The sequence below is a fragment of the Flavobacterium sp. 270 genome (genome assembly GCF_004368785.1).
GTDB lineage: Bacteria > Bacteroidota > Bacteroidia > Flavobacteriales > Flavobacteriaceae > Flavobacterium.
Genome location: NZ_SODM01000001.1, coordinates 107,704 through 125,860, shown reverse-complemented (window position 1 = coordinate 125,860; position 18,157 = coordinate 107,704). Strand labels below are relative to the sequence as shown.

Sequence of the window (18,157 nt, the reverse complement as noted above, 5' to 3'; positions counted from 1 at the left end):
TTTTTTATTTTTTTTGGATTTGAAATAAAACTAAAAATTATACCTTTGTATTTATAAAATTGAACTAATCGTTTATGTGAAAAATAATTTCTTTCAGGCAATTTAGAGAGTAACCAGCAATCTGCTGGCTGCTCAATTTATTCATTTATAGAGAAAGAAATTATGCTTATTTTACAAAACATTTCATATAAACACCATAACAAGAGTTTTTTATTGGAGCACATCGGCTTTACGGTAAACAATCAAGAAAAAACAGCCTTAATTGGCAATAACGGCATAGGAAAATCGACTTTACTTAAAGTTATTGCTGGCGAATTACAGGCTTTTAGCGGCGAAATCATTACTTCTTCAAAACCTTATTATATTCCTCAAATCTTTGGGCAGTACAATGATTTTACTGTTGCAGAGGTTTTGCGCGTTGCAGAAAAGATTAATGCTTTAAAAGAGATTTTAGACGGTAATGTTACCGAAGAAAACCTAAATACATTAAATGACGACTGGACGATTGAAGATCGCTGTACAAATGCGCTGCAATATTGGCAGCTGCAGGATTTAGACTTAAATCAAAAACTGGAAACCTTGAGCGGAGGCCAGAAAACGAAAGTTTTTCTCGCCGGAATTTCGATTCATCAGCCGGAAATAATCCTGCTTGACGAACCTAGCAATCATCTGGACGATGCCGGAAGACAATTGTTATATCATTTTATTGAAGCCTCGCAAAGTACAATTCTCATTGTGAGCCACGACAGAAAATTGCTTAATCTTTTAAATACGGTTTACGAATTAAGTAAAAACGGAATTACAGTTTACGGCGGTAATTATGATTTTTATGCCACACAAAAACAAATTGAAAATAACGCTTTAGACCAGGATCTGCAAAGTAAAGAGAAAGCGTTACGAAAAGCCAAAGAAAAAGAACGGGAAACGCTGGAACGCCAGCAGAAACTGGATGCGCGCGGCAAAAAGAAGCAAGAAAAATCCGGAGTTGCCAGAATTATGATGAATACTTTACGCAATAACGCCGAAAACAGCAGTTCAAAACTAAAAGGTGTTCACGCCGAAAAGATCGGCAGTATTTCATCAGAATTGCGAGAGCTGCGTTCGGCTTTGCCAGACTTTGATCAGATTAAATTTGGTTTTGATAATGCGTCACTTCATAAAGGAAAAATACTTTTTAAGGCAGAAGAAATCAATTTTGGTTTTAATCAAGATTTACTTTGGAAAGAAAATTTAAATTTTGAAATTCTCAGTGGCGAAAGAATTGCTTTAAAAGGCTTAAACGGTTCAGGAAAAACGACTTTAATTAAAATTATCCTTCAAAAATTATCTCCGAAAACAGGAAGTATTTATTCATCGACACATAAATCCATTTATATTGATCAGGATTATTCTTTGATTAATGGAACTCTAAAAGTATACGAACAGGCACAGCTTTTTAATAGTTCTGGTTTAGAAGAACATGAAATAAAAATGAGGTTAAACCGCTTTTTGTTTTCACAACACTATTGGGATAAACCTTGTGATACGCTGAGTGGCGGCGAAAAAATGCGTCTCCTACTCTGCTGTTTTACGATCGACAATGAAGCGCCGGATATAATTATTTTGGATGAGCCTACAAACAATCTGGACATTCAGAATATTGAGATTGTAACGGCCGCGATTAATGAATATCAGGGAACTTTAATTGTGGTTTCGCACGATAATTATTTTTTAGAACAGATTGATATTCAAAAGACAATTCTGCTTTCTTAGTATATTAATTTCTAATAAAAAACTGCATTTTTTACAATGCAGTTTTTTTATTTTTAGGTTTAACTATTACTTATTATATCCTTCTTCTATAGGTTTATAATTGATAAAGCTTATCATTTCATCATTATCACCATCATACAGTTTAGATTCCAATTTAATTTCTTTTCCGTTTTTTATTAAATAACTGTGAACAGTATCGTCTATAAAATCAACTCTTGCAAATTCAACTAAACTGTCTTTTTTAATTCTGAAAAAGCCGGTTGTAGTACCGCGATACACTTCTAATGAATTAATGCAGTTTAATTTCTTATTAAAAGACAAATTAGAGTAATAATCTGAGTTTTTAATTTCAATGAATTTATTTTCTTTCTTAGCAAAAATAAACAGCTTTCTAATGTCATTTGCCCCTCTGGCAGCTGTAGAATAATGAATCGTAAAATCATTGTATCCATCATTATTAAAGTCTTCTATTTCTGTAAGCAACGGAATGGAAGCATCTTTATGTAAGGCATAAGATTGAACTTTTTTCCAGTTATTTTTAAGTTTCTCAAAAAGCTCAAACTTAACATTTGTAGTGGTGTCAATCGTTTCCTGAATTATTTTTATTTTATAGCTGCCCTTTTGAGCGATTTTGGTGCTGTCTTCAAAGATTTCTATTACTGCATCTGTTTTTTGGCCAGCATCTTTTACCAACTCTTTTTCCTTAATGGTTTCCTTTGAGATAATTTTACTGTTTTCCTTCTCTGTTGTTTTAGAATTACAACTAATAAGTAAAATTAAAATTCCCGTAAGTATTGAAGTAATTTTCATTTTATAAAGTTTCTTCTGTTTTACTAATGTAAGCAATAATTCACAGAATATTTTTAAATACACTAATTTAAAAATACTCCTATTATTATATTTTATAAGAAAAACGCTAAAATATTTTGCGCAGTCAAATGACTTCATTATATTTGCAGTCAAATAACTGCACAATGGAAATTAGAAGAGATGTTTTTCAAGCTATAGCCGATCCAACCCGTCGGGCTATTTTAAGTTTAGTTGCCATACAAGCGATGACGCCTGGGGCAATTGCCGCCAATTTTGATTCGTCAAGACAAACGATTTCAAAACATATTCAAATCCTTAACGAATGCGAATTGTTGAGTCAAGCCCAAAACGGGCGTGAAATTTATTATCATTTAAATCCTCAAAAAATGAAAGAAATTGACAATTTTATTGAACCATTCAGAAAAATGTGGGACGAACGATTTGATAAATTAGAAGCAATCATGAAAAATTATAAAAAATAAAAACATGGAGAAAAAGACTAAAATCAAAGCAGAAGACGGTAAACAGGATTTGCTTATTACAAGAGAATTTGATCTTCCGTTAGAATTATTGTTTAAAGCTTATGAAGATGCCGAAATTGTTGCGCAATGGATGAATACCAAAGTAGTTAAACTTGAAAACAAAAAGCACGGCAGCTGGCAGTTTGAAACAAGTGATGCCAACGGAAATGTGGTTTTTAAAGCAAACGGAACTATTCATGATTTTATTCCAAATGAAAAAATTGTCCGCACTTTTGAAATGGAAAATACGCCCTTCCCGATTCAGCTTGAGTTTTTGGAATTTAAAAAAATAACCGAAGATACCAGCGAATTAAACATGCATATCATTTACAAATCGGTTTACGATAGAAATGAGATGCTTAAATTACCGTTTGCGCAAGGTATTAATATGGCGCATAACCGATTAGAAGAAATTATAAAAAACTTAAAATAAACCGCTATGTCTAAAAGAAACAAAATTATCTATTGGGGCGCCACGCTTTGGCTAGCTCTGGGAATGACTGCCACAGGAATTGTACAAGTGCTGCAAGTGAAAGAAGAAGTGGATATGATGAGCCATTTACGTTATCCGCTTTATTTTCTGCCTCTTTTGGGAGTTTGGAAATTATTAGGTGTTATCGCCGTACTTATTCCTAAATTTGGATTGCTGAAAGAATGGGCGTATGCGGGATTTTTCTTTGCAATGTCTGGCGCTATAATCTCGCATTTGGCTTGTGGAGACGCTGGAATAACGTTTTTTGGACCAACATTATTATTAGTACTTACTATTTTGTCCTGGTATTTTAGACCCGAAAGTAGAAAAGTTGTTTCTGTTAATTAAAAAACAAACAAAATGAAAAAAGAACTGACAATAGAACAGCAGGAAGAATTACTAAAAGTATTAGAAATTCGGTTTGAGAAAAACATGCAGCGTCATAAAGATTTGGACTGGAATAAAATTGAAGCAAAACTAAAGGCAAATCCCAACAAATTATGGTCGCTTGATGAAATGGAAAGAACGGAAGGCGAACCAGACGTTATTGGTTATGACAAAAAAACCGACGAATATCTTTTTGTAGATTGCGTTGCAGAAAGTCCAAAAGGCCGTCGCAGCGTGTGTTACGATCATGAAGCACTCGAAAAAAGAAAAGAACACAAACCACTAAATAGCGCCATAAATATGGCCGAAGAAATGGGAATTGAAATTCTAAATGAAGAACAATATCGTGATTTACAAAAAATAGGAAAATTTGATACCAAAACTTCAACATGGATAAAAACTCCGGCCGAAATAAGAAAATTGGGCGGCGCTATTTTTTCAGATTTCCGTTATAATACTGTTTTTGTATATCATAACGGTGCAGATTCGTATTATGCTGCCAGAGGATTTCGTGGTTTGCTACGAGTTTAATTACTATAAACATTAAAAAAAATCCCTCTAAAATTATTTTAGAGGGATTTTTTTATTTTCCTTCAGACTTTTCAGGTTCAGATTCTTCAATTTCAAATTTTGTGGTTTTAACCAAATCTTTAGACTCCGTAATTTTATATAAAATAGCAATTAACTTTTGTGCGCCTTCTGGAGGAAACATGGTTTCGTTGTATTTTCGTTTTCCGTTATAATAAGAAATCATAGTTATTATTGGAGCATCACAGCAATTTTGACCTTTGTAAGTTATCGTATCGGTTTTGGCAATTTCAACCAATAACTCATTGTAAAGCTTGTCGTTAATAGTTCCTTTATAATATTCATTTTCCTGAGCATCCATTTTTTCAGGATACATTTTCGGATTAATCAAACCGCTTTTTTTATAAAACAAAATACTTTTATCTTTATTTACTTGTAAATTTAAAAGCGGACAATTTCCGAAACAAGGCGATGTAAAAAATATAATTTTTTCAAAATCAACTGGCGGTTTTTCTGAAGCACAGCTTATTAATAATAGAAAAGATAGTACGATAGTCGTTATTTTCATTTTTATACTTTTTGGATTATCAAGTTATACTCTAAGATAGTTTTTTTATATAAAAGAATCAACTTCATCCATCAAAAACAAAAGAAAAATTTTCTCGCAGATTTAGCAGATGGAGCAGATTAAAGTATTTAAAAGTTTAAAAAATTAAATTTTTTCTCTGTCGATTTGATAAATTTTAGAATTAAAAATCAAAGTATCTTTTGTAATCTGATTTTTGGCAATTTGAATTTTATTGGGCATTTGGTAAGCATCGCCGTAATATTCTTTCTTAAAACCACTTCTAATAATAGTGTGGCCACTTTTTTTACTCAATTCTTCAAAATTGCACACGCTAAATTGTATGGAATCTTTCGTTACATTTTTTACAATCAAAAAGGCTGTTGGTGCATAAGTATCGCTGCCTATTACAGTATCTTTTTTATCCAGATAATAAACATCATTATATTTAGGATCTGCTAGTTTCCCTGCAAATTCTTTATATGCTTTCTCATTAAGCTCTTTAATTCTTTTTTGTTCGCTTTCGCTTGCTGGCAATTTCGCCCAAATAATAAGCCCCGCAATAACAAACAAACCTGTAAAATTCCAAATCGAATATTTTAGTTCATTTCTTAATCGCAACGAAATACTAAACATTTCCGGCGTAAACTGACTGCCTTTGTATTTGGTAGCACATTTGGTGCATTGTACATTAATTTCTTTGAATAAAGGAAAACATTTCAGCCAAAAAAGATGAAAAGATTTAATAAGCGATTGAAAAACAAGCTTCTCGCGTTGGTCGCATTTTGGGCAGAAACATTCTATTTCCCTTGCGTTACCCTTACTGGCTACTCCGTATAAGATCATTGGTTTTGATTTTTGGGTTAAATTTTAAAAAATAAACTAGCTGGTGAGGCAAATTCGAGGACGAATGTAAGGAAATTTAGAACATATTAACAAGTACTGTTTTAAGTAGAAAAATTTTTCACCATATAAGTGATATAAGTTAATATAAACTTTGAGTGTATTATTTTAAATGAACTATATCATTTAAGTTAATATATTTTAGCATGTATTTAAATGAACTTATATCACTTATATGGTGAAAAAAAATACTTTCGTCATTTTGGCTAATACAACTACCAGATTGGCTACTTCCCTCTTCCCTGTTTGCGGCAACTTTGCATTATAATTTTAAAACAATAAAAAAATGCAAAAGACAATCTTTATTACAGGAGCTTCAACAGGTTTAGGAAAAGCATCAGCAAAATTATTTCACCAAAATGGCTGGCAGGTAATCGCTACAATGCGCAATCCGGAAAAAGAAACCGAATTAAATCAATTAGAAAATGTGGTTCTGTTACCGCTAGACGTAACAAATGCAGATCAAATCAACGAAACTATAAAAAATGTTACTCAAAAATATTCGGTAGATGTGGTTTTAAACAATGCAGGTTACGGATTAATCGGTGCATTAGAATCTTTGAGCGACGAGCAGATTTTTCGCCAGATCGAAACCAATTTAATGGGCGTTATTAGAGTTTCTAAAGCCTTTACACCGCACTTTCGTGAAAAAAGAAACGGCACTTTCTTAAACATAACTTCCACATTTGGATTAATGGGATTTCCGACTTGTTCGGTTTACAGCGCGACAAAATTTGCTGTTGATGGTTTTTCAGAAAGTCTGGCGTCAGAATTAGTGCAATTCGGAATTCAGGTTAAAGTAATTGCTCCCGGCGGCATGCAGACTGATTTTGCCATTCGTTCTATGGAAGTTGGGCAGCACGATGCTTATCAGCAATTAACGGCTGAAGTTAGCAAAGGCTACAGTCCGGAACAACTGGCAAACTATACCAAAGTCGAAGATGTTGCTCAAATTGTTTACGAAGCCGCAACTGATCATAAAAACCAAATGCGTTATGTTGCCGGAAATGATGCGAATGCTTTATATAATGAAAGAATTAAATCGGGAGCCGAAGCACAAGTTGAAAACATAAAAGCAATGTTTACTTTTTAAATTCTCGAAATATGAAAAATTTAGCGATAGAACTTACTACCTTTAAGCTGAAAGGTTTTACCATACAGCAATTTATAGATGCGAATACAGAAATTGATGCTTTTCTAAAACGTCAGAAAGGTTTTCGTACCAGAACCATTTTCGAATTAAAAAAAGGAATTATTTATGACATGCTTTTGTGGGACAGCACCGAAGACGGAACTGATGCTATGCATTTACTGATGAGCGAACTAAGCGATTCTCTAGTACACGACATGATCGATCAGAGTACTGTAAGCTGGAATATTGCCACAATAGAACATTTCTTAAATTTGTAAAATAACTGCAGTTACAGCTATGAAAAATCAGCCAAAAATATTCCATACGCTTTCTGAGCTTCATAAAGCTATGGGACAGCCAAAACCGTTTCATCCGCTTATTAGTATTATCAATTATGGCGAAGCGGTTTTTGATGCAAAAGATTTTGAACAGGGAATTATGCTGGATTTTTACAAGATTTCTTTTAAAACCAATTTCAACGGAAAAATAAAATACGGACACGGTTTTTACGATTTTGAAGAAGGCGGCATGTCTTTTGTTTCGCCCGGCCAGCTTTTGAAAATGCAGGAAGAAGAAGCTGATTACAGTGGACTTTCGTTGAATATTCATCCCGATTTTATTCGTCCATATTCTTTAAATGCGAATATAAAACAATACGGTTTTTTCAATTATACCGCTTCAGAAGGTTTGTATTTATCAGAAAAAGAGAAAGAAACGATTTTGGGAGTTTTCGCCAGTATTCAGGAGGAATTAAAGGAACGAATTGATAATTTTAGTCAGGATGTGATTATTTCTCAAATAGAGCTTTTACTGAATTACAGCAACCGATTTTACAACCGTCAGTTTATTACCCGAAAGGCCGTAAACAATGATGTTTTGGCAAAATTAGAAATACTGCTCAATACTTATTTTAATGATGAAAAAGCATTATTAAATGGCATACCAACAGTAGCTTTTGTTGCAGAAGAATTAAATCTTTCGCCAAGGTATTTAAGTGATTTACTGCGAAATTTATGCGGACAAAATACACAACAGTTTATTCATGATAAATTGATCGAAAAAGCCAAAGAATATATCATGAAAGGAACATTTTCGATTTCTGAAATTGCTTATAAATTAGGATTTGAACATCCGCAGTCTTTCAATAAATTATTCAAGAAAAAGACAAATTCTACGCCTATAGAGTTTCAACAATCTTTTCATAAAAATTAAAACAATGTCAAAATTAAATATTGAAGAACTGAAACAGCGTTCTTTAGAAATCAGAAAACAATATCACGAATTAGAATTGAGTCACCACGGCAGCAAATGGACGGTTGAAGAAGATGCTTTAGCTTTTCTGACGGATGCCGGTTTGGTGGGAAGATTAACGATGTCACAGCAAGGAAGATGGCCAAAAGCCAATACAGACGAAGAACTCAAACACAAGCTAGGAGAATCTATTTGGTGGCTGGTTGTTTTGGCTGAAAGAATGAATATTGATATTGAAGAAGCGGTAGAAAACTTCCTGACGAAAACAGAAAATATGTTTTAACAATAGAAAACCCGACAGGTTTCTACAATCTATCGGGTTTGAATTTTATCTACAAAATACCTCTTTTTACCAAGGACTTTCTTCGCTTTCATTTTCAATATCTGGACTAAAGAATTTTCCTGTTGGGCCATTTTCGTCTGTATCAGTGTGTTTTACAATAAAACTTGCTGCTGTTTGTACAGTTGCAGGACCGCTAAAATTGTTAAAATCTGTTGCAGTGTAACCAGGATCTATCGAATTTACTTTAAATGGTAAATCTCTCAATTCGTACGCCAATGTAATCGTAAAAGCATTTAGAGCTGCTTTGGACGAAACATAAGAAACGGCTTTAAATGGATAATATTTCCAATTTGGATCGCTGTGTAAAGTCAGCGAACCCAGACCAGAAGTAATATTACTGATTCTTGGACTTTCAGATTTTTTAAGCAATTCTATAAAAGTCTGTGTTACATTGATTACTCCGAAAAAGTTAATGTCAAATGTCTTTTTAATGTCCTGAAAATCTGCTGTTGATGCATCTTGTGGCAAATTACCTAAAACTCCGGCATTATTGATTAAAATATCTAATTTGCCTTGCTCCTTTTCTACAATGTTTTTGGCTGCCAAAATACTTTCAGAATCTGTAACATCAATCTGAATGGCTTTGATATTGCTAAATCCGTTTTGAGTTAATTCTTTTACTGTTTCTTCACCTTTTGCAAGATCGCGGGCGCCCAAATAAACAAAAAATCCTTTTTGAGAAAGTTGTTTTGCTGTTTCTAAACCTATGCTCCTATTTGCTCCTGTAATTAATACTGATTTCATTTGTTGTTGTTTTAAATTGTTGATGCAAAGTTGCGTCGATAAAAAACAAAATCATTTGCCATTTGGCAAAAAGCGATTTTAGCGAATATTTTTTCTAATTCGGCTTAAAGAAGATTGAGTAATCCCCAAATAAGAAGCCAAATACGAAAGCGGAATTCTATTGAGAATTTTCGGGTATTTTTCCATAAAAGACAAATAGCGCGTTGTAGCATCTTCTGAAACCAATGGACTTCTTCTTTCTATTTTCTGCATCAAAGAACGCGCAATAATTTTGTGCACAATAGCATCCCAAACTATAATGGTATTAAGAAGCTCGTCCCAATCAGGTTTGGAGAATACGATAAGTTTACAATCTGTAACCGCTTGAACATAAGCCGAAGAACAGATACTATTTTGAAAACTTTCTAAATCGACCACCAGATTATTTTCATCAATAAAATATTTAGTGATTTCCTCGCCTTTGTTGTCGTAATAGCAAACACGCATTACACCTTCTAAAACAAAACCTACCTGAGTGGAGATTTTTCCGGCTTCAGAGAAATATTCGTCTTTAGGAAGTTCTATTTCTTTTGCTTTTCCTAAAATTAAATCGATTTGCTGTTGGTTTAAATTGCCGTATTGCAATATAAAATTTACTAATTCTTTCATGTGCGAAAGTTAGGCATAAGTTTTTAGTGGGGATTTGTCATTTGGCAAATAAATAGTTTATAATAGTTTTTTTAATTTAAATTTGGATGAAAAGAGTCACTTCTTATTAAGCTAATAAAACTCAGCTTTTCATCAGCAATAACTTCAGATTTAAGCCTTTCGAGCCATTCTGTGGTAACGATTTGATTATCTTTTTCAAAATTCTCATTATCAATTTGTTCCTTTAAAGTCTTGCATAAAATCGTGAATATATTAAGGAAATTATTTCTGTAATTATCAAACTTTGAATTTGCAGGAAAATGAAAATTTAAACCATTTTTATTAGATATAGTCATTATAATTTCGACTCCTTCTGGTCCTTCAAAAATTAACTCATCATATTCTGGAAGTTGTACTCTTTTATCATTTTCATTTAGGCCTAAAGCAAATCCAATTTTTCCCAAAATATAAGTATAGCAATCACTACAATAATTATGATATTCATTTAAACTTTTATAAACTTTAGAATCAATAAATTTTTGGATAGAATCTCTACTACACCACAATGCATATTGAGAATATTTTCTATCATTTTTAGATTGTTTTTCCTTATCTAAATGAAAACATTCTTGATTTATAGTTTCAAATTCTATTTCTTTTGGATTTATTTCTATTATCGATGCTGGATCTACGGTAGCATAATAGATCAAATCTTCAAAACCTTCTTCTAGAAAAAGTTTTTTTAATTCGTTTATATAATTAATTGACTCAGAGTTATGAAATAGAATAATAGCATATTTTTTCGAATTTTCTATTACTATTCCATGCGTTTTAATAATTCCCAACTCAAAAACTTTATCAATACAGAATGTTGTAGCATAGTTTTCTTCATTATCAATTAGACTGTCTCTGTAGGAGTGTGTTATTTTTTTACCTGCAATAACAGATAGTTCTTCGTTTAATTTCCCCATTAAAACAAGAGAATTAACCATAAACATTCTCTTTTTTAAAATAATATCTCCAGTTTTGTTATCAAAATTATTACTAAAATCTTTATTACTATTTAAAAAATCATCTGTAATAACAGGCCAATGTTTAGGTGCATTTGTGAAAAATGGATTTCCTGTTGTTTTAATGTGATTACTTTCAATTTGTTTATTTTCGATTTGTTTAAGCTCATTGTTTTTTTGTTCTCCTTGGCTTTTTATACCAAATAATTTTTGAAAAAAACTCATTTTTATGTAATTGATTTAATATTAATATTCTGTTTATTTTTTCTTATTATATTTTTAATTCCAAATCCCATTCATCTCCGTCAAAATAATTGGTTTACCATCTGTAACCACAATAGTATGTTCGTGTTGCGCCATAAAACCGCCTTTGTTGCCAACCATTGTCCAGCCGTCTTGAAAAGTTTCGGCGTAAGTAGAAGTTGTAGAAATAAAGGTTTCAATGGCAACCACAGCATTTTTCTTAAATCGGGTCAGATTAAATTTGTCTCTGTAATTGGCAATTTCGTGGGGAGCCTCATGAAGACTTCTTCCAATTCCGTGGCCTGTAAGGTTTTTAATGACTTTGTAACCTCGTTTTTTTGCTTCGGTTTCCATAATATGTCCAACATCAGAAATACGAACACCGCCTTTTATATTATGAATGGCTTTATGCAGAATTTCTTTAGAAGCTTCAATTAGTTTTTGATGCTGATTTACATCTTCGCCAATAACAAAAGAACCGCCATTGTCTGACCAAAAACCGTTTAATTCTGCCGAAACATCAATATTAATTAAATCACCCTCGCTAAGAATTCTTTTATCAGAAGGGATTCCATGGCAAAATTCTTTGTTAACACTGATACAAGTCCAACCTGGAAAACCGTAAGTTTCATACGGTGCAGATTTAGCGCATAAATCGTTGAGAATTTGTCCGCCAAAATCATCTAATTCTTTTGTTGTCATACCCGGCTTAGCAAAATTTCTCATTTCTTTTAATGCAAAAGCCACAGCTTGACTTGCTTTTTGCATTCCAACTAATTCTGATTCTGTAGTAATTGACATTTTTTTAAGTATTTAAAGTCTATTAATCTTCGATTTTTCTTCAAACCGAAGTTAATACTTTTTGCAACATATCAGGAAACTGCTGTCAATTATAATATTAATGAATATAATTATATAAGAAAAAGATTTTGGAAAAAAAACAAAGTTGTTTTTGTAAGATACAATTTGCTGTTTTATTGTTTAAAACTAAAGCGAAAATACAATTTTTCTGATATATTTATTCCTCATCTACCATTTTAACAAACTTGAATGTTTTATTTTTTAAATTAAAATAATGATAAAAACTAAGTGAATTATCTGTTTCTGGCTGTGAAATTACACCAAAGAATTGAATTTGATTTTCATCAATACTCTCAAACCAATAATTATGAAATATTGCAATATTCTTAAATTGCCTGCCACAATGATTTTCAAATTGTTCCTTTCTAAATATAGTATCTAAAATTACTTCTGATTTTTTCCTAATCTTTAATAATATTATGGCATCTCTGTATTTATCTATCTGTTTTTTGCCATCAATTTCATACTGATTAATTACATAACTGTCTAAATCTTTTTTTGTAATTGAAATTTGAATTTGATGTTCTGATAAAATAGTATCAAATTTTTTTACAGTTTTTTCTAAAGGAATAAACCTTTCTGTTTGTGAAATCTTTTCAATTTTTTTTGGAATTTTTACAACGGGCTGATTTTCTATTTTTTTATCTGCCTGAGAATTACAGGATATAACAAGGTAAGTTGTAAGTAGAATTAAAAGGCGGTTTATCATTTTTAGGTTTTGATAAATTTATAGCATCAAATTTAAATTAAATAGGAATATTGTAAAGCTTTAGGTAAAAGATTAATGAACAGTTAACATCCAAAAAAATAACTAAAATTTGATTTTAGTGAACTACTCCAACTCCAAACACTCAAATTTATATTTATTCAGAAATTCAATGATTTGGATAACATTTACTTCCCTGCTTTCTACTCTTAAAATTTTATCGCAGTCTTCGAGATCAAAATTCCATTTTGAGTTTGGGATAAACTGGTTCAGTTTATTGGCCAGCTTTTTTACCGCTTTTTGCGTCATTACCGAGGTTTTAAATATATAAATCATATTTTTTATAATTTGATTATCTATAAGCTTTACAATCCATTTTTTCCTTCAAGCCAATAACCGTGAGCGATTATTTTTGCTGCAGTATTTCCCTTTACTACTTTTCGAAAGGATTGAACAGATTTTGCATTTCCCGTCAAAATAAAATGAGCATCTTTCCATTTTTCTTCTTGAATTACAGGCAAATTGCTGATCCATTTTTCATTTCTAAAAGATCCGTCCTTCGGAAATACAGTATAGTTTTCCAGATTGAGTAATCCAGGAACGTTTTTATTTTCTTCGTCTAATTCAAAATAAAACTGAAATTGATCGTTGTTTTGTTTTAAAACAGGAAATATAGAACAAGCTAGCGCCAGCGAAGTTTCGTCACCAAAAACAACATACTTTTTAGCCGATTCGCTATAACATTTATGTGGTTTTATAATGCTTGTATTGATTTTGTTACCAACATTGAGCTGTTGCATAAACAGGCTTCCGGGATGCGCGCCGTGCAGGTGAACAATAAAATCCATCAATCCGTTTTTTGTGTCTGAAAAAGCGGCAGTATAACGTCGAACTTCGGTATCGCTAACGCGGATATCCATATAAGAACCAGGCTTAAAAGTCAATTTTTTAAAATCACCGCTAAAACGGATTCTCTTAACAGAAGGTGATAAAAGTTCGGTGCTGCGAACTTCCATCATAGGTAATTTTGGAATAAATATTTTTTCAACAACATCTAATAACCATTTTGGTGCATTTGGCATAATTGTAAAGTTTTATGCAGCAAAGGAACAGTTTGAGGTTGATTTTAAAACAGCGTCAAAAAGGTGATAATTGGACTATTCACGGAATTTATTTCGAAACGAAAGTGGTGTTTCACCAGTTACTTTTTTGAATAATCTTGAAAAATAAGTATGATCTTCAAAACCCAAATCAAACGAAATTTCTTTTACATCGTTATTCGTGTAATAAAGCTGTCTTTTGGCTTCGATAATCATTTTATGTTGCAGCCAATACGTAACTGAATTTCCCGTTGTTTCTTTTACGCAATCATTTAAGTGAGAAGTTGTAATGTTCAGTTTTTTAGCAAAATAAGAAGCTGATTCTAACATAGAATCTGATGTAAGTATTCTTTTAAATTTGGAAGTTATTAATTGCGACTGATTCATTTTTACTTTTATTTTCTTTTCAGAATCTGCAAAAAGATTAGAGATTCTGTAAACAAAAGAAATAAAAAGTCCATTTATTATTTGTTGTTTATTCGGCAATTGCTGGCCGAATGTTTGGTATAAAAGAACAACAGTATCTATAATTTCTTTATGATGCACATTTGAAATTTTAAGAACCTGTTTTGAGGCATTCAAATTTTGAAAAACTTCATTGCAGTCATTCGGAATCAAAAATGGATTTACAGTAATAAAATAACCTTCGGATTTTGGATCATATTTTTTTGCCGAATGCACCTGATAAGGTTTAAGAACCATCAAAGTCATTTTGCTCAAAGAAATATCCTCCATATCACAAACAAAATCTACATATCCTTTTGTCAATAAAGCAAAAATATAATACTCATCCCGATGGGTTTCAAACGGACTTTCTGATTGCTCATACTCGGTTTGCAGTTCTTCTTCATTAAAAGGAAATTTTACAAGATCAATACCGCCAATAGCCTTACTATCTTGCGTATGCGTGTATATCTTGTTCTTTTTCTGCATTTTTTTAATTTTTATTTAATCAAAATATTTTTCCTGATTTTTCTTCAAAAACGAAGTTAATACTTTCTGTAACATATCAGGAAACTGCTGACAATTATAATATTTATGAATATAATTATATAAGAAAAAGATTAGCCTTTGTTCTAGCTTTACTATCCGTACAATTCATCTTCAAATAGTTAACTAAAATAAAATTTTTTATGAAAAATTTTCAAAACGAAAAACAACGCGATTTATCCACAAACAAATCAGACGGAACAAACAAAGTCCTGACTACAAATCAAGGAGTTAGTATTAATGATGACAATAATTCGCTGAAAGCCGGCGAAAGAGGTCCATCTTTATTGGAAGATTTTATATTAAGAGAAAAAATTACGCATTTTGACCACGAACGAATTCCTGAAAGAGTCGTACACGCAAGAGGTTCGGGCGCGCATGGTTTTTTTGAAGTAACGAATCCAATTCCAGAATTAACTAAAGCAGGATTTCTTCAGGAAGTTGGACAGAAAACGCCTGTTTTTACAAGATTTTCAACCGTTGCAGGTTCTCGTGGTTCTACAGATCTCGCCAGAGATGTAAGAGGATTTGCAGTTAAGTTTTATACGCAGGAAGGTATTTACGATCTTGTGGGCAATAATATTCCGGTATTTTTTATTCAGGATGCATCAAAATTTCCTGATTTAGTTCATGCTGTAAAACCAGAACCACACAACGAAATGCCTCAGGCAGCATCTGCACACGATACATTTTGGGATTTCATTTCGCTTATGCCAGAATCAATGCACATGATTATGTGGACGATGTCTGACCGTGCTATTCCAAGAAGTTATAGAATGATGGAAGGTTTTGGTGTGCATACTTTTCGTTTAATTAATGCGGAAAACCAATCGGTATTTGTAAAATTTCACTGGAAACCAAAATTAGGAACTCACGCTGTCGCTTGGGATGAAGCTCAGAAAATCTCTGGAAAGAACCCTGATTTTCACAGACAAGATTTATGGGAAGCTATTGAATCAGGAAATTTCCCAGAATGGGAATTAGGAGTACAAGTTATTCCTTCTGATGATGAGCAAAAATATGATTTTGACTTACTGGATCCAACCAAAATTGTTCCAGAAGAATTAGTACCTGTTAAGGTAATTGGAAGAATGGTATTAAACAAAAATCCGGATAATTTCTTTTCAGAAACAGAACAAATCGCTTTTCACCCAGGGCATGTAGTTCCGGGAATCGATTTTACAAACGATCCATTATTACAAGGAAGATTATTTTCTTATACCGATACACAGCTTACCAGATTAGGCGGACCCAATTTTCATGAAATCCCAATTAACAGAAGTATTGCACCTACGCATAACAATCAACGCGACGGAATTATGCGTCAGGAAGTAAATGTTGGCAGAGTAAGTTATCATCCAAATTCGCTTGGCGGCGGTTGTCCATATCAGGCAAAAATTGCTGAAGGTGGATTTTCTAGTTTTAATGAGCGAATTGAAGCGCATAAAGTGAGAGAAAGAAGCGAAAGTTTTGCAGATCATTTTGGTCAGGCAAAATTATTCTTCAACAGTCAGACACCAGAAGAGAAAAGCCATATTGTAAAAGCACTTCGATTTGAACTTGGTAAAGTAGAAACTACTGCCATTAGAGTGAGAATGCTTGGATTACTTTCTCAGGTTGATGCTGCTCTTGCCGAAAAAGTAGCCGTAGGATTAGGCGCCACGGTACCGTCAACTTTAGAGTATCCGGTAAACAAAGGAGTTTCTCCAGAAAACGAAGGCGGAAATCAGGAACCTAAAACTGTTGATCAGGCAGTTGACTCTTCGGATGCTCTTAGTATGATAAAAAATCCGACGAACTCCCCTACTATTGAATCCAGAAAAGTAGCGATTCTTTGTTCTGACGGCATTTCTGAAAGTGCTGTTCTTAATATGAAAAATGCCTTAAAAAAACAAGGTGCAAAAGGATGTGTAATTGCACCACATTTGGGTTCGGTTGTTACAGATACCGATGGCGCAATTTCTGCTGAATTCAGCTTTCTAACTGCATCATCAGTATTGTTTGATGCTGTTTATATTCCACACGGATTAGGAGTTAATGTCTTGGCAGAAAATGACGATGTTTTGGAGTATTTAAACGATGCTTACAAACATTGTAAAGTTATCGGCGCAGACGGAGAAGCTTCTGAAGTACTAAATGCTGCACCATTTGCATCAAAACTAACAAATGATGACAACGGAATTGTCGTAACCAGCGAAATAGCTTCTCCTGCATTTGCACAAGAATTTATAGATGCTATGACGAAACATCGTTTCTGGGATCGTGAACCAAACTTATATCTATAATATATTATAATTATAAAAAAAAAATAAAAATGAAAAATTCAGAAAAACAAAGTCAAACTAATACAGCACAACCAAAAGCTGTGAAGACTAATGCTAAAATTAATATTGTTGAACCAGCAGCAGACGCGGCAACAGAATTGAGAGAGCTTTTTATAGACAGCTTAAAAGATATTTATTGGGCAGAAAATGCGCTAGTTGGCGCACTTCCTAAAATGGCAGCAAATGCTTCGTCTGCAGGACTTTCGAGTACAATTTTAGAGCATCATGCTGTAACGCAGCTTCAGGTGGCAAGATTGGAACAAGTCTTTGATCTTTTGGGAGAAAAAGCGGAAGGAAAAAAATGCGAAGCTATGGCCGGACTGCTTAAAGAAGGAGATTCAATTCTTCAGGAAACCGTTCCCGGAGCCGTTAGAGATGCCGGAATTATTGCGGCTTCACAAAAAATAGAACATTATGAAATTGCTACTTATGGCACTTTAGTCGCATTTGCCAAAACTTTAGGAGAAAATGACGCTGCAAAATTATTAACTCAAACTCTAGCAGAAGAAAAAGAAGCTGATTGTTTGCTTAATGATATTGCGCTAAATACTGTAAATGTTGTGGCTGCAGAGTAAAATAAAACTATTTCTGTTTAAATTTTTTCTAGAAAAGCATCTGTATTATAATGTACAGATGCTTTTTGTATTAATACTAACTTTTTTATTTTATACAATAGGAATTCCTACCCAATAAAATACAAGTAGTAGTGCGATAGTAATTCCAATACTGCACAAGGTGAGAATACGCCAATAAGTAGATCTACCATATCCAAATCGCCAAATTCTTTCACCGGCTTCTTCCCTATTTGATTTTAAAGTTAATTTCGCCAATATATATGTTGAAATAATAAAGATCAAAATTGTAATCAACCAAAATTTTATCATAATT

23 protein-coding genes are annotated in these 18,157 nt (G+C 32.7%); 11 read left to right on the top strand and 12 right to left on the bottom strand.

Annotated elements, in window-relative coordinates:
• Positions 1–162 precede the first annotated feature (162 nt).
• Positions 163–1,752 carry an ABC-F family ATP-binding cassette domain-containing protein gene (locus EV144_RS00610; protein ID WP_134145153.1) on the top strand — a complete coding sequence of 530 codons (1,590 nt, stop codon included), beginning with the start codon at positions 163–165 and terminating at the stop codon, positions 1,750–1,752.
• A gap of 66 nt (positions 1,753–1,818) precedes the next feature.
• Here the strand turns inward: EV144_RS00610 and EV144_RS00605 are convergent, their stop codons facing one another.
• A complete protein-coding gene (locus EV144_RS00605; RefSeq protein WP_134145151.1) occupies positions 1,819–2,562 on the bottom strand; it encodes an XAC2610-related protein in 744 nt (247 codons plus the stop codon).
• Positions 2,563–2,726: 164 nt separating this feature from the next.
• Here EV144_RS00605 and EV144_RS00600 point away from each other — a divergent pair, with 164 nt between their 5' ends.
• The 4 genes from EV144_RS00600 to EV144_RS00585 are packed head-to-tail and all read left to right on the top strand — an operon-like array spanning position 2,727 to position 4,473.
• Positions 2,727–3,044 carry an ArsR/SmtB family transcription factor gene (locus EV144_RS00600; RefSeq protein WP_134145149.1) on the top strand — a complete coding sequence of 106 codons (318 nt, stop codon included), beginning with the start codon at positions 2,727–2,729 and terminating at the stop codon, positions 3,042–3,044.
• A 4-nt stretch (positions 3,045–3,048) separates the two neighbouring features.
• Positions 3,049–3,516 (top strand): SRPBCC domain-containing protein, encoded by a 468-nt coding sequence (locus EV144_RS00595; protein ID WP_134145147.1) that lies wholly within the window; start codon positions 3,049–3,051, stop codon positions 3,514–3,516.
• 6 nt (positions 3,517–3,522) lie between these two features.
• Positions 3,523–3,903 carry a DoxX family protein gene (locus tag EV144_RS00590; protein ID WP_134145145.1) on the top strand — a complete coding sequence of 127 codons (381 nt, stop codon included), beginning with the start codon at positions 3,523–3,525 and terminating at the stop codon, positions 3,901–3,903.
• Positions 3,904–3,915: 12 nt separating this feature from the next.
• Positions 3,916–4,473: a DUF4256 domain-containing protein gene (locus tag EV144_RS00585; protein WP_134145143.1), complete on the top strand. Its 558-nt coding sequence runs from the start codon at positions 3,916–3,918 to the stop codon at positions 4,471–4,473.
• Between the two features lie 52 nt (positions 4,474–4,525).
• Here EV144_RS00585 and EV144_RS00580 read toward each other — a convergent pair whose 3' ends face one another.
• Complete coding sequence (locus EV144_RS00580) at positions 4,526–5,038, bottom strand: DUF6438 domain-containing protein (protein WP_134145141.1); 513 nt, start codon at positions 5,036–5,038, stop codon at positions 4,526–4,528.
• A gap of 144 nt (positions 5,039–5,182) precedes the next feature.
• Entirely contained in the window at positions 5,183–5,881 is a 699-nt protein-coding gene (locus EV144_RS00575) for a hypothetical protein (protein WP_134145139.1), read from the bottom strand.
• Between the two features lie 343 nt (positions 5,882–6,224).
• On the opposite strand from EV144_RS00575, the gene EV144_RS00570 reads away from it, so the two are divergent.
• Genes EV144_RS00570 through EV144_RS00555 form a run of 4 tightly spaced genes read left to right on the top strand, consistent with a single transcriptional unit; the run spans position 6,225 to position 8,604 of the window.
• Positions 6,225–7,031 (top strand): SDR family oxidoreductase, encoded by an 807-nt coding sequence (locus EV144_RS00570; RefSeq protein WP_134145138.1) that lies wholly within the window; start codon positions 6,225–6,227, stop codon positions 7,029–7,031.
• Positions 7,032–7,042: 11 nt separating this feature from the next.
• Positions 7,043–7,348, top strand: a complete 306-nt coding sequence (locus EV144_RS00565; protein ID WP_134145136.1) for a hypothetical protein — start codon at positions 7,043–7,045, stop codon at positions 7,346–7,348.
• Positions 7,349–7,367: 19 nt separating this feature from the next.
• Complete coding sequence (locus EV144_RS00560) at positions 7,368–8,282, top strand: helix-turn-helix domain-containing protein (RefSeq protein ID WP_134145134.1); 915 nt, start codon at positions 7,368–7,370, stop codon at positions 8,280–8,282.
• Positions 8,283–8,286: 4 nt separating this feature from the next.
• Complete coding sequence (locus EV144_RS00555) at positions 8,287–8,604, top strand: MazG-like protein (RefSeq protein ID WP_134145132.1); 318 nt, start codon at positions 8,287–8,289, stop codon at positions 8,602–8,604.
• A gap of 66 nt (positions 8,605–8,670) precedes the next feature.
• Here EV144_RS00555 and EV144_RS00550 read toward each other — a convergent pair whose 3' ends face one another.
• The 8 genes from EV144_RS00550 to EV144_RS00515 all read right to left on the bottom strand — a co-directional run bounded on the left by EV144_RS00550 (position 8,671) and on the right by EV144_RS00515 (position 14,888).
• Complete coding sequence (locus tag EV144_RS00550; protein ID WP_134145131.1) at positions 8,671–9,408, bottom strand: SDR family oxidoreductase; 738 nt, start codon at positions 9,406–9,408, stop codon at positions 8,671–8,673.
• A 78-nt stretch (positions 9,409–9,486) separates the two neighbouring features.
• Positions 9,487–10,056 carry a Crp/Fnr family transcriptional regulator gene (locus EV144_RS00545; RefSeq protein ID WP_134145129.1) on the bottom strand — a complete coding sequence of 190 codons (570 nt, stop codon included), beginning with the start codon at positions 10,054–10,056 and terminating at the stop codon, positions 9,487–9,489.
• Between the two features lie 71 nt (positions 10,057–10,127).
• Entirely contained in the window at positions 10,128–11,270 is a 1,143-nt protein-coding gene (locus EV144_RS00540) for a hypothetical protein (RefSeq protein ID WP_134145127.1), read from the bottom strand.
• Between the two features lie 54 nt (positions 11,271–11,324).
• Positions 11,325–12,089: a type I methionyl aminopeptidase gene (map, locus tag EV144_RS00535; protein WP_134145125.1), complete on the bottom strand. Its 765-nt coding sequence runs from the start codon at positions 12,087–12,089 to the stop codon at positions 11,325–11,327.
• 217 nt (positions 12,090–12,306) lie between these two features.
• Positions 12,307–12,858, bottom strand: a complete 552-nt coding sequence (locus EV144_RS00530) for a DUF4738 domain-containing protein (protein WP_134145123.1) — start codon at positions 12,856–12,858, stop codon at positions 12,307–12,309.
• Positions 12,859–12,981: 123 nt separating this feature from the next.
• The gene (locus EV144_RS00525) at positions 12,982–13,191 is read right to left on the bottom strand and encodes a hypothetical protein (protein WP_134145122.1); all 210 of its coding nucleotides are present in this window, start codon (positions 13,189–13,191) and stop codon (positions 12,982–12,984) included.
• 29 nt (positions 13,192–13,220) lie between these two features.
• A complete protein-coding gene (locus EV144_RS00520) occupies positions 13,221–13,937 on the bottom strand; it encodes an FAD-binding oxidoreductase (RefSeq protein WP_134145120.1) in 717 nt (238 codons plus the stop codon).
• Positions 13,938–14,012: 75 nt separating this feature from the next.
• The gene (locus EV144_RS00515; RefSeq protein WP_134145118.1) at positions 14,013–14,888 is read right to left on the bottom strand and encodes a helix-turn-helix domain-containing protein; all 876 of its coding nucleotides are present in this window, start codon (positions 14,886–14,888) and stop codon (positions 14,013–14,015) included.
• Between the two features lie 200 nt (positions 14,889–15,088).
• Between EV144_RS00515 and EV144_RS00510 the strand changes: the two genes are divergently transcribed.
• Together EV144_RS00510 and EV144_RS00505 are read left to right on the top strand one after the other, a co-directional pair.
• Complete coding sequence (locus EV144_RS00510) at positions 15,089–17,230, top strand: catalase (protein WP_134145117.1); 2,142 nt, start codon at positions 15,089–15,091, stop codon at positions 17,228–17,230.
• Positions 17,231–17,259: 29 nt separating this feature from the next.
• A complete protein-coding gene (locus EV144_RS00505) occupies positions 17,260–17,844 on the top strand; it encodes a ferritin-like domain-containing protein (RefSeq protein ID WP_134145115.1) in 585 nt (194 codons plus the stop codon).
• Positions 17,845–17,934: 90 nt separating this feature from the next.
• On the opposite strand, the gene EV144_RS00500 is transcribed toward EV144_RS00505, so the two are convergent.
• On the bottom strand, positions 17,935–18,153 hold the full coding sequence (locus EV144_RS00500) for a hypothetical protein (RefSeq protein WP_134145113.1): 219 nt from the start codon (positions 18,151–18,153) through the stop codon (positions 17,935–17,937).
• Positions 18,154–18,157: the final 4 nt, after the last annotated feature.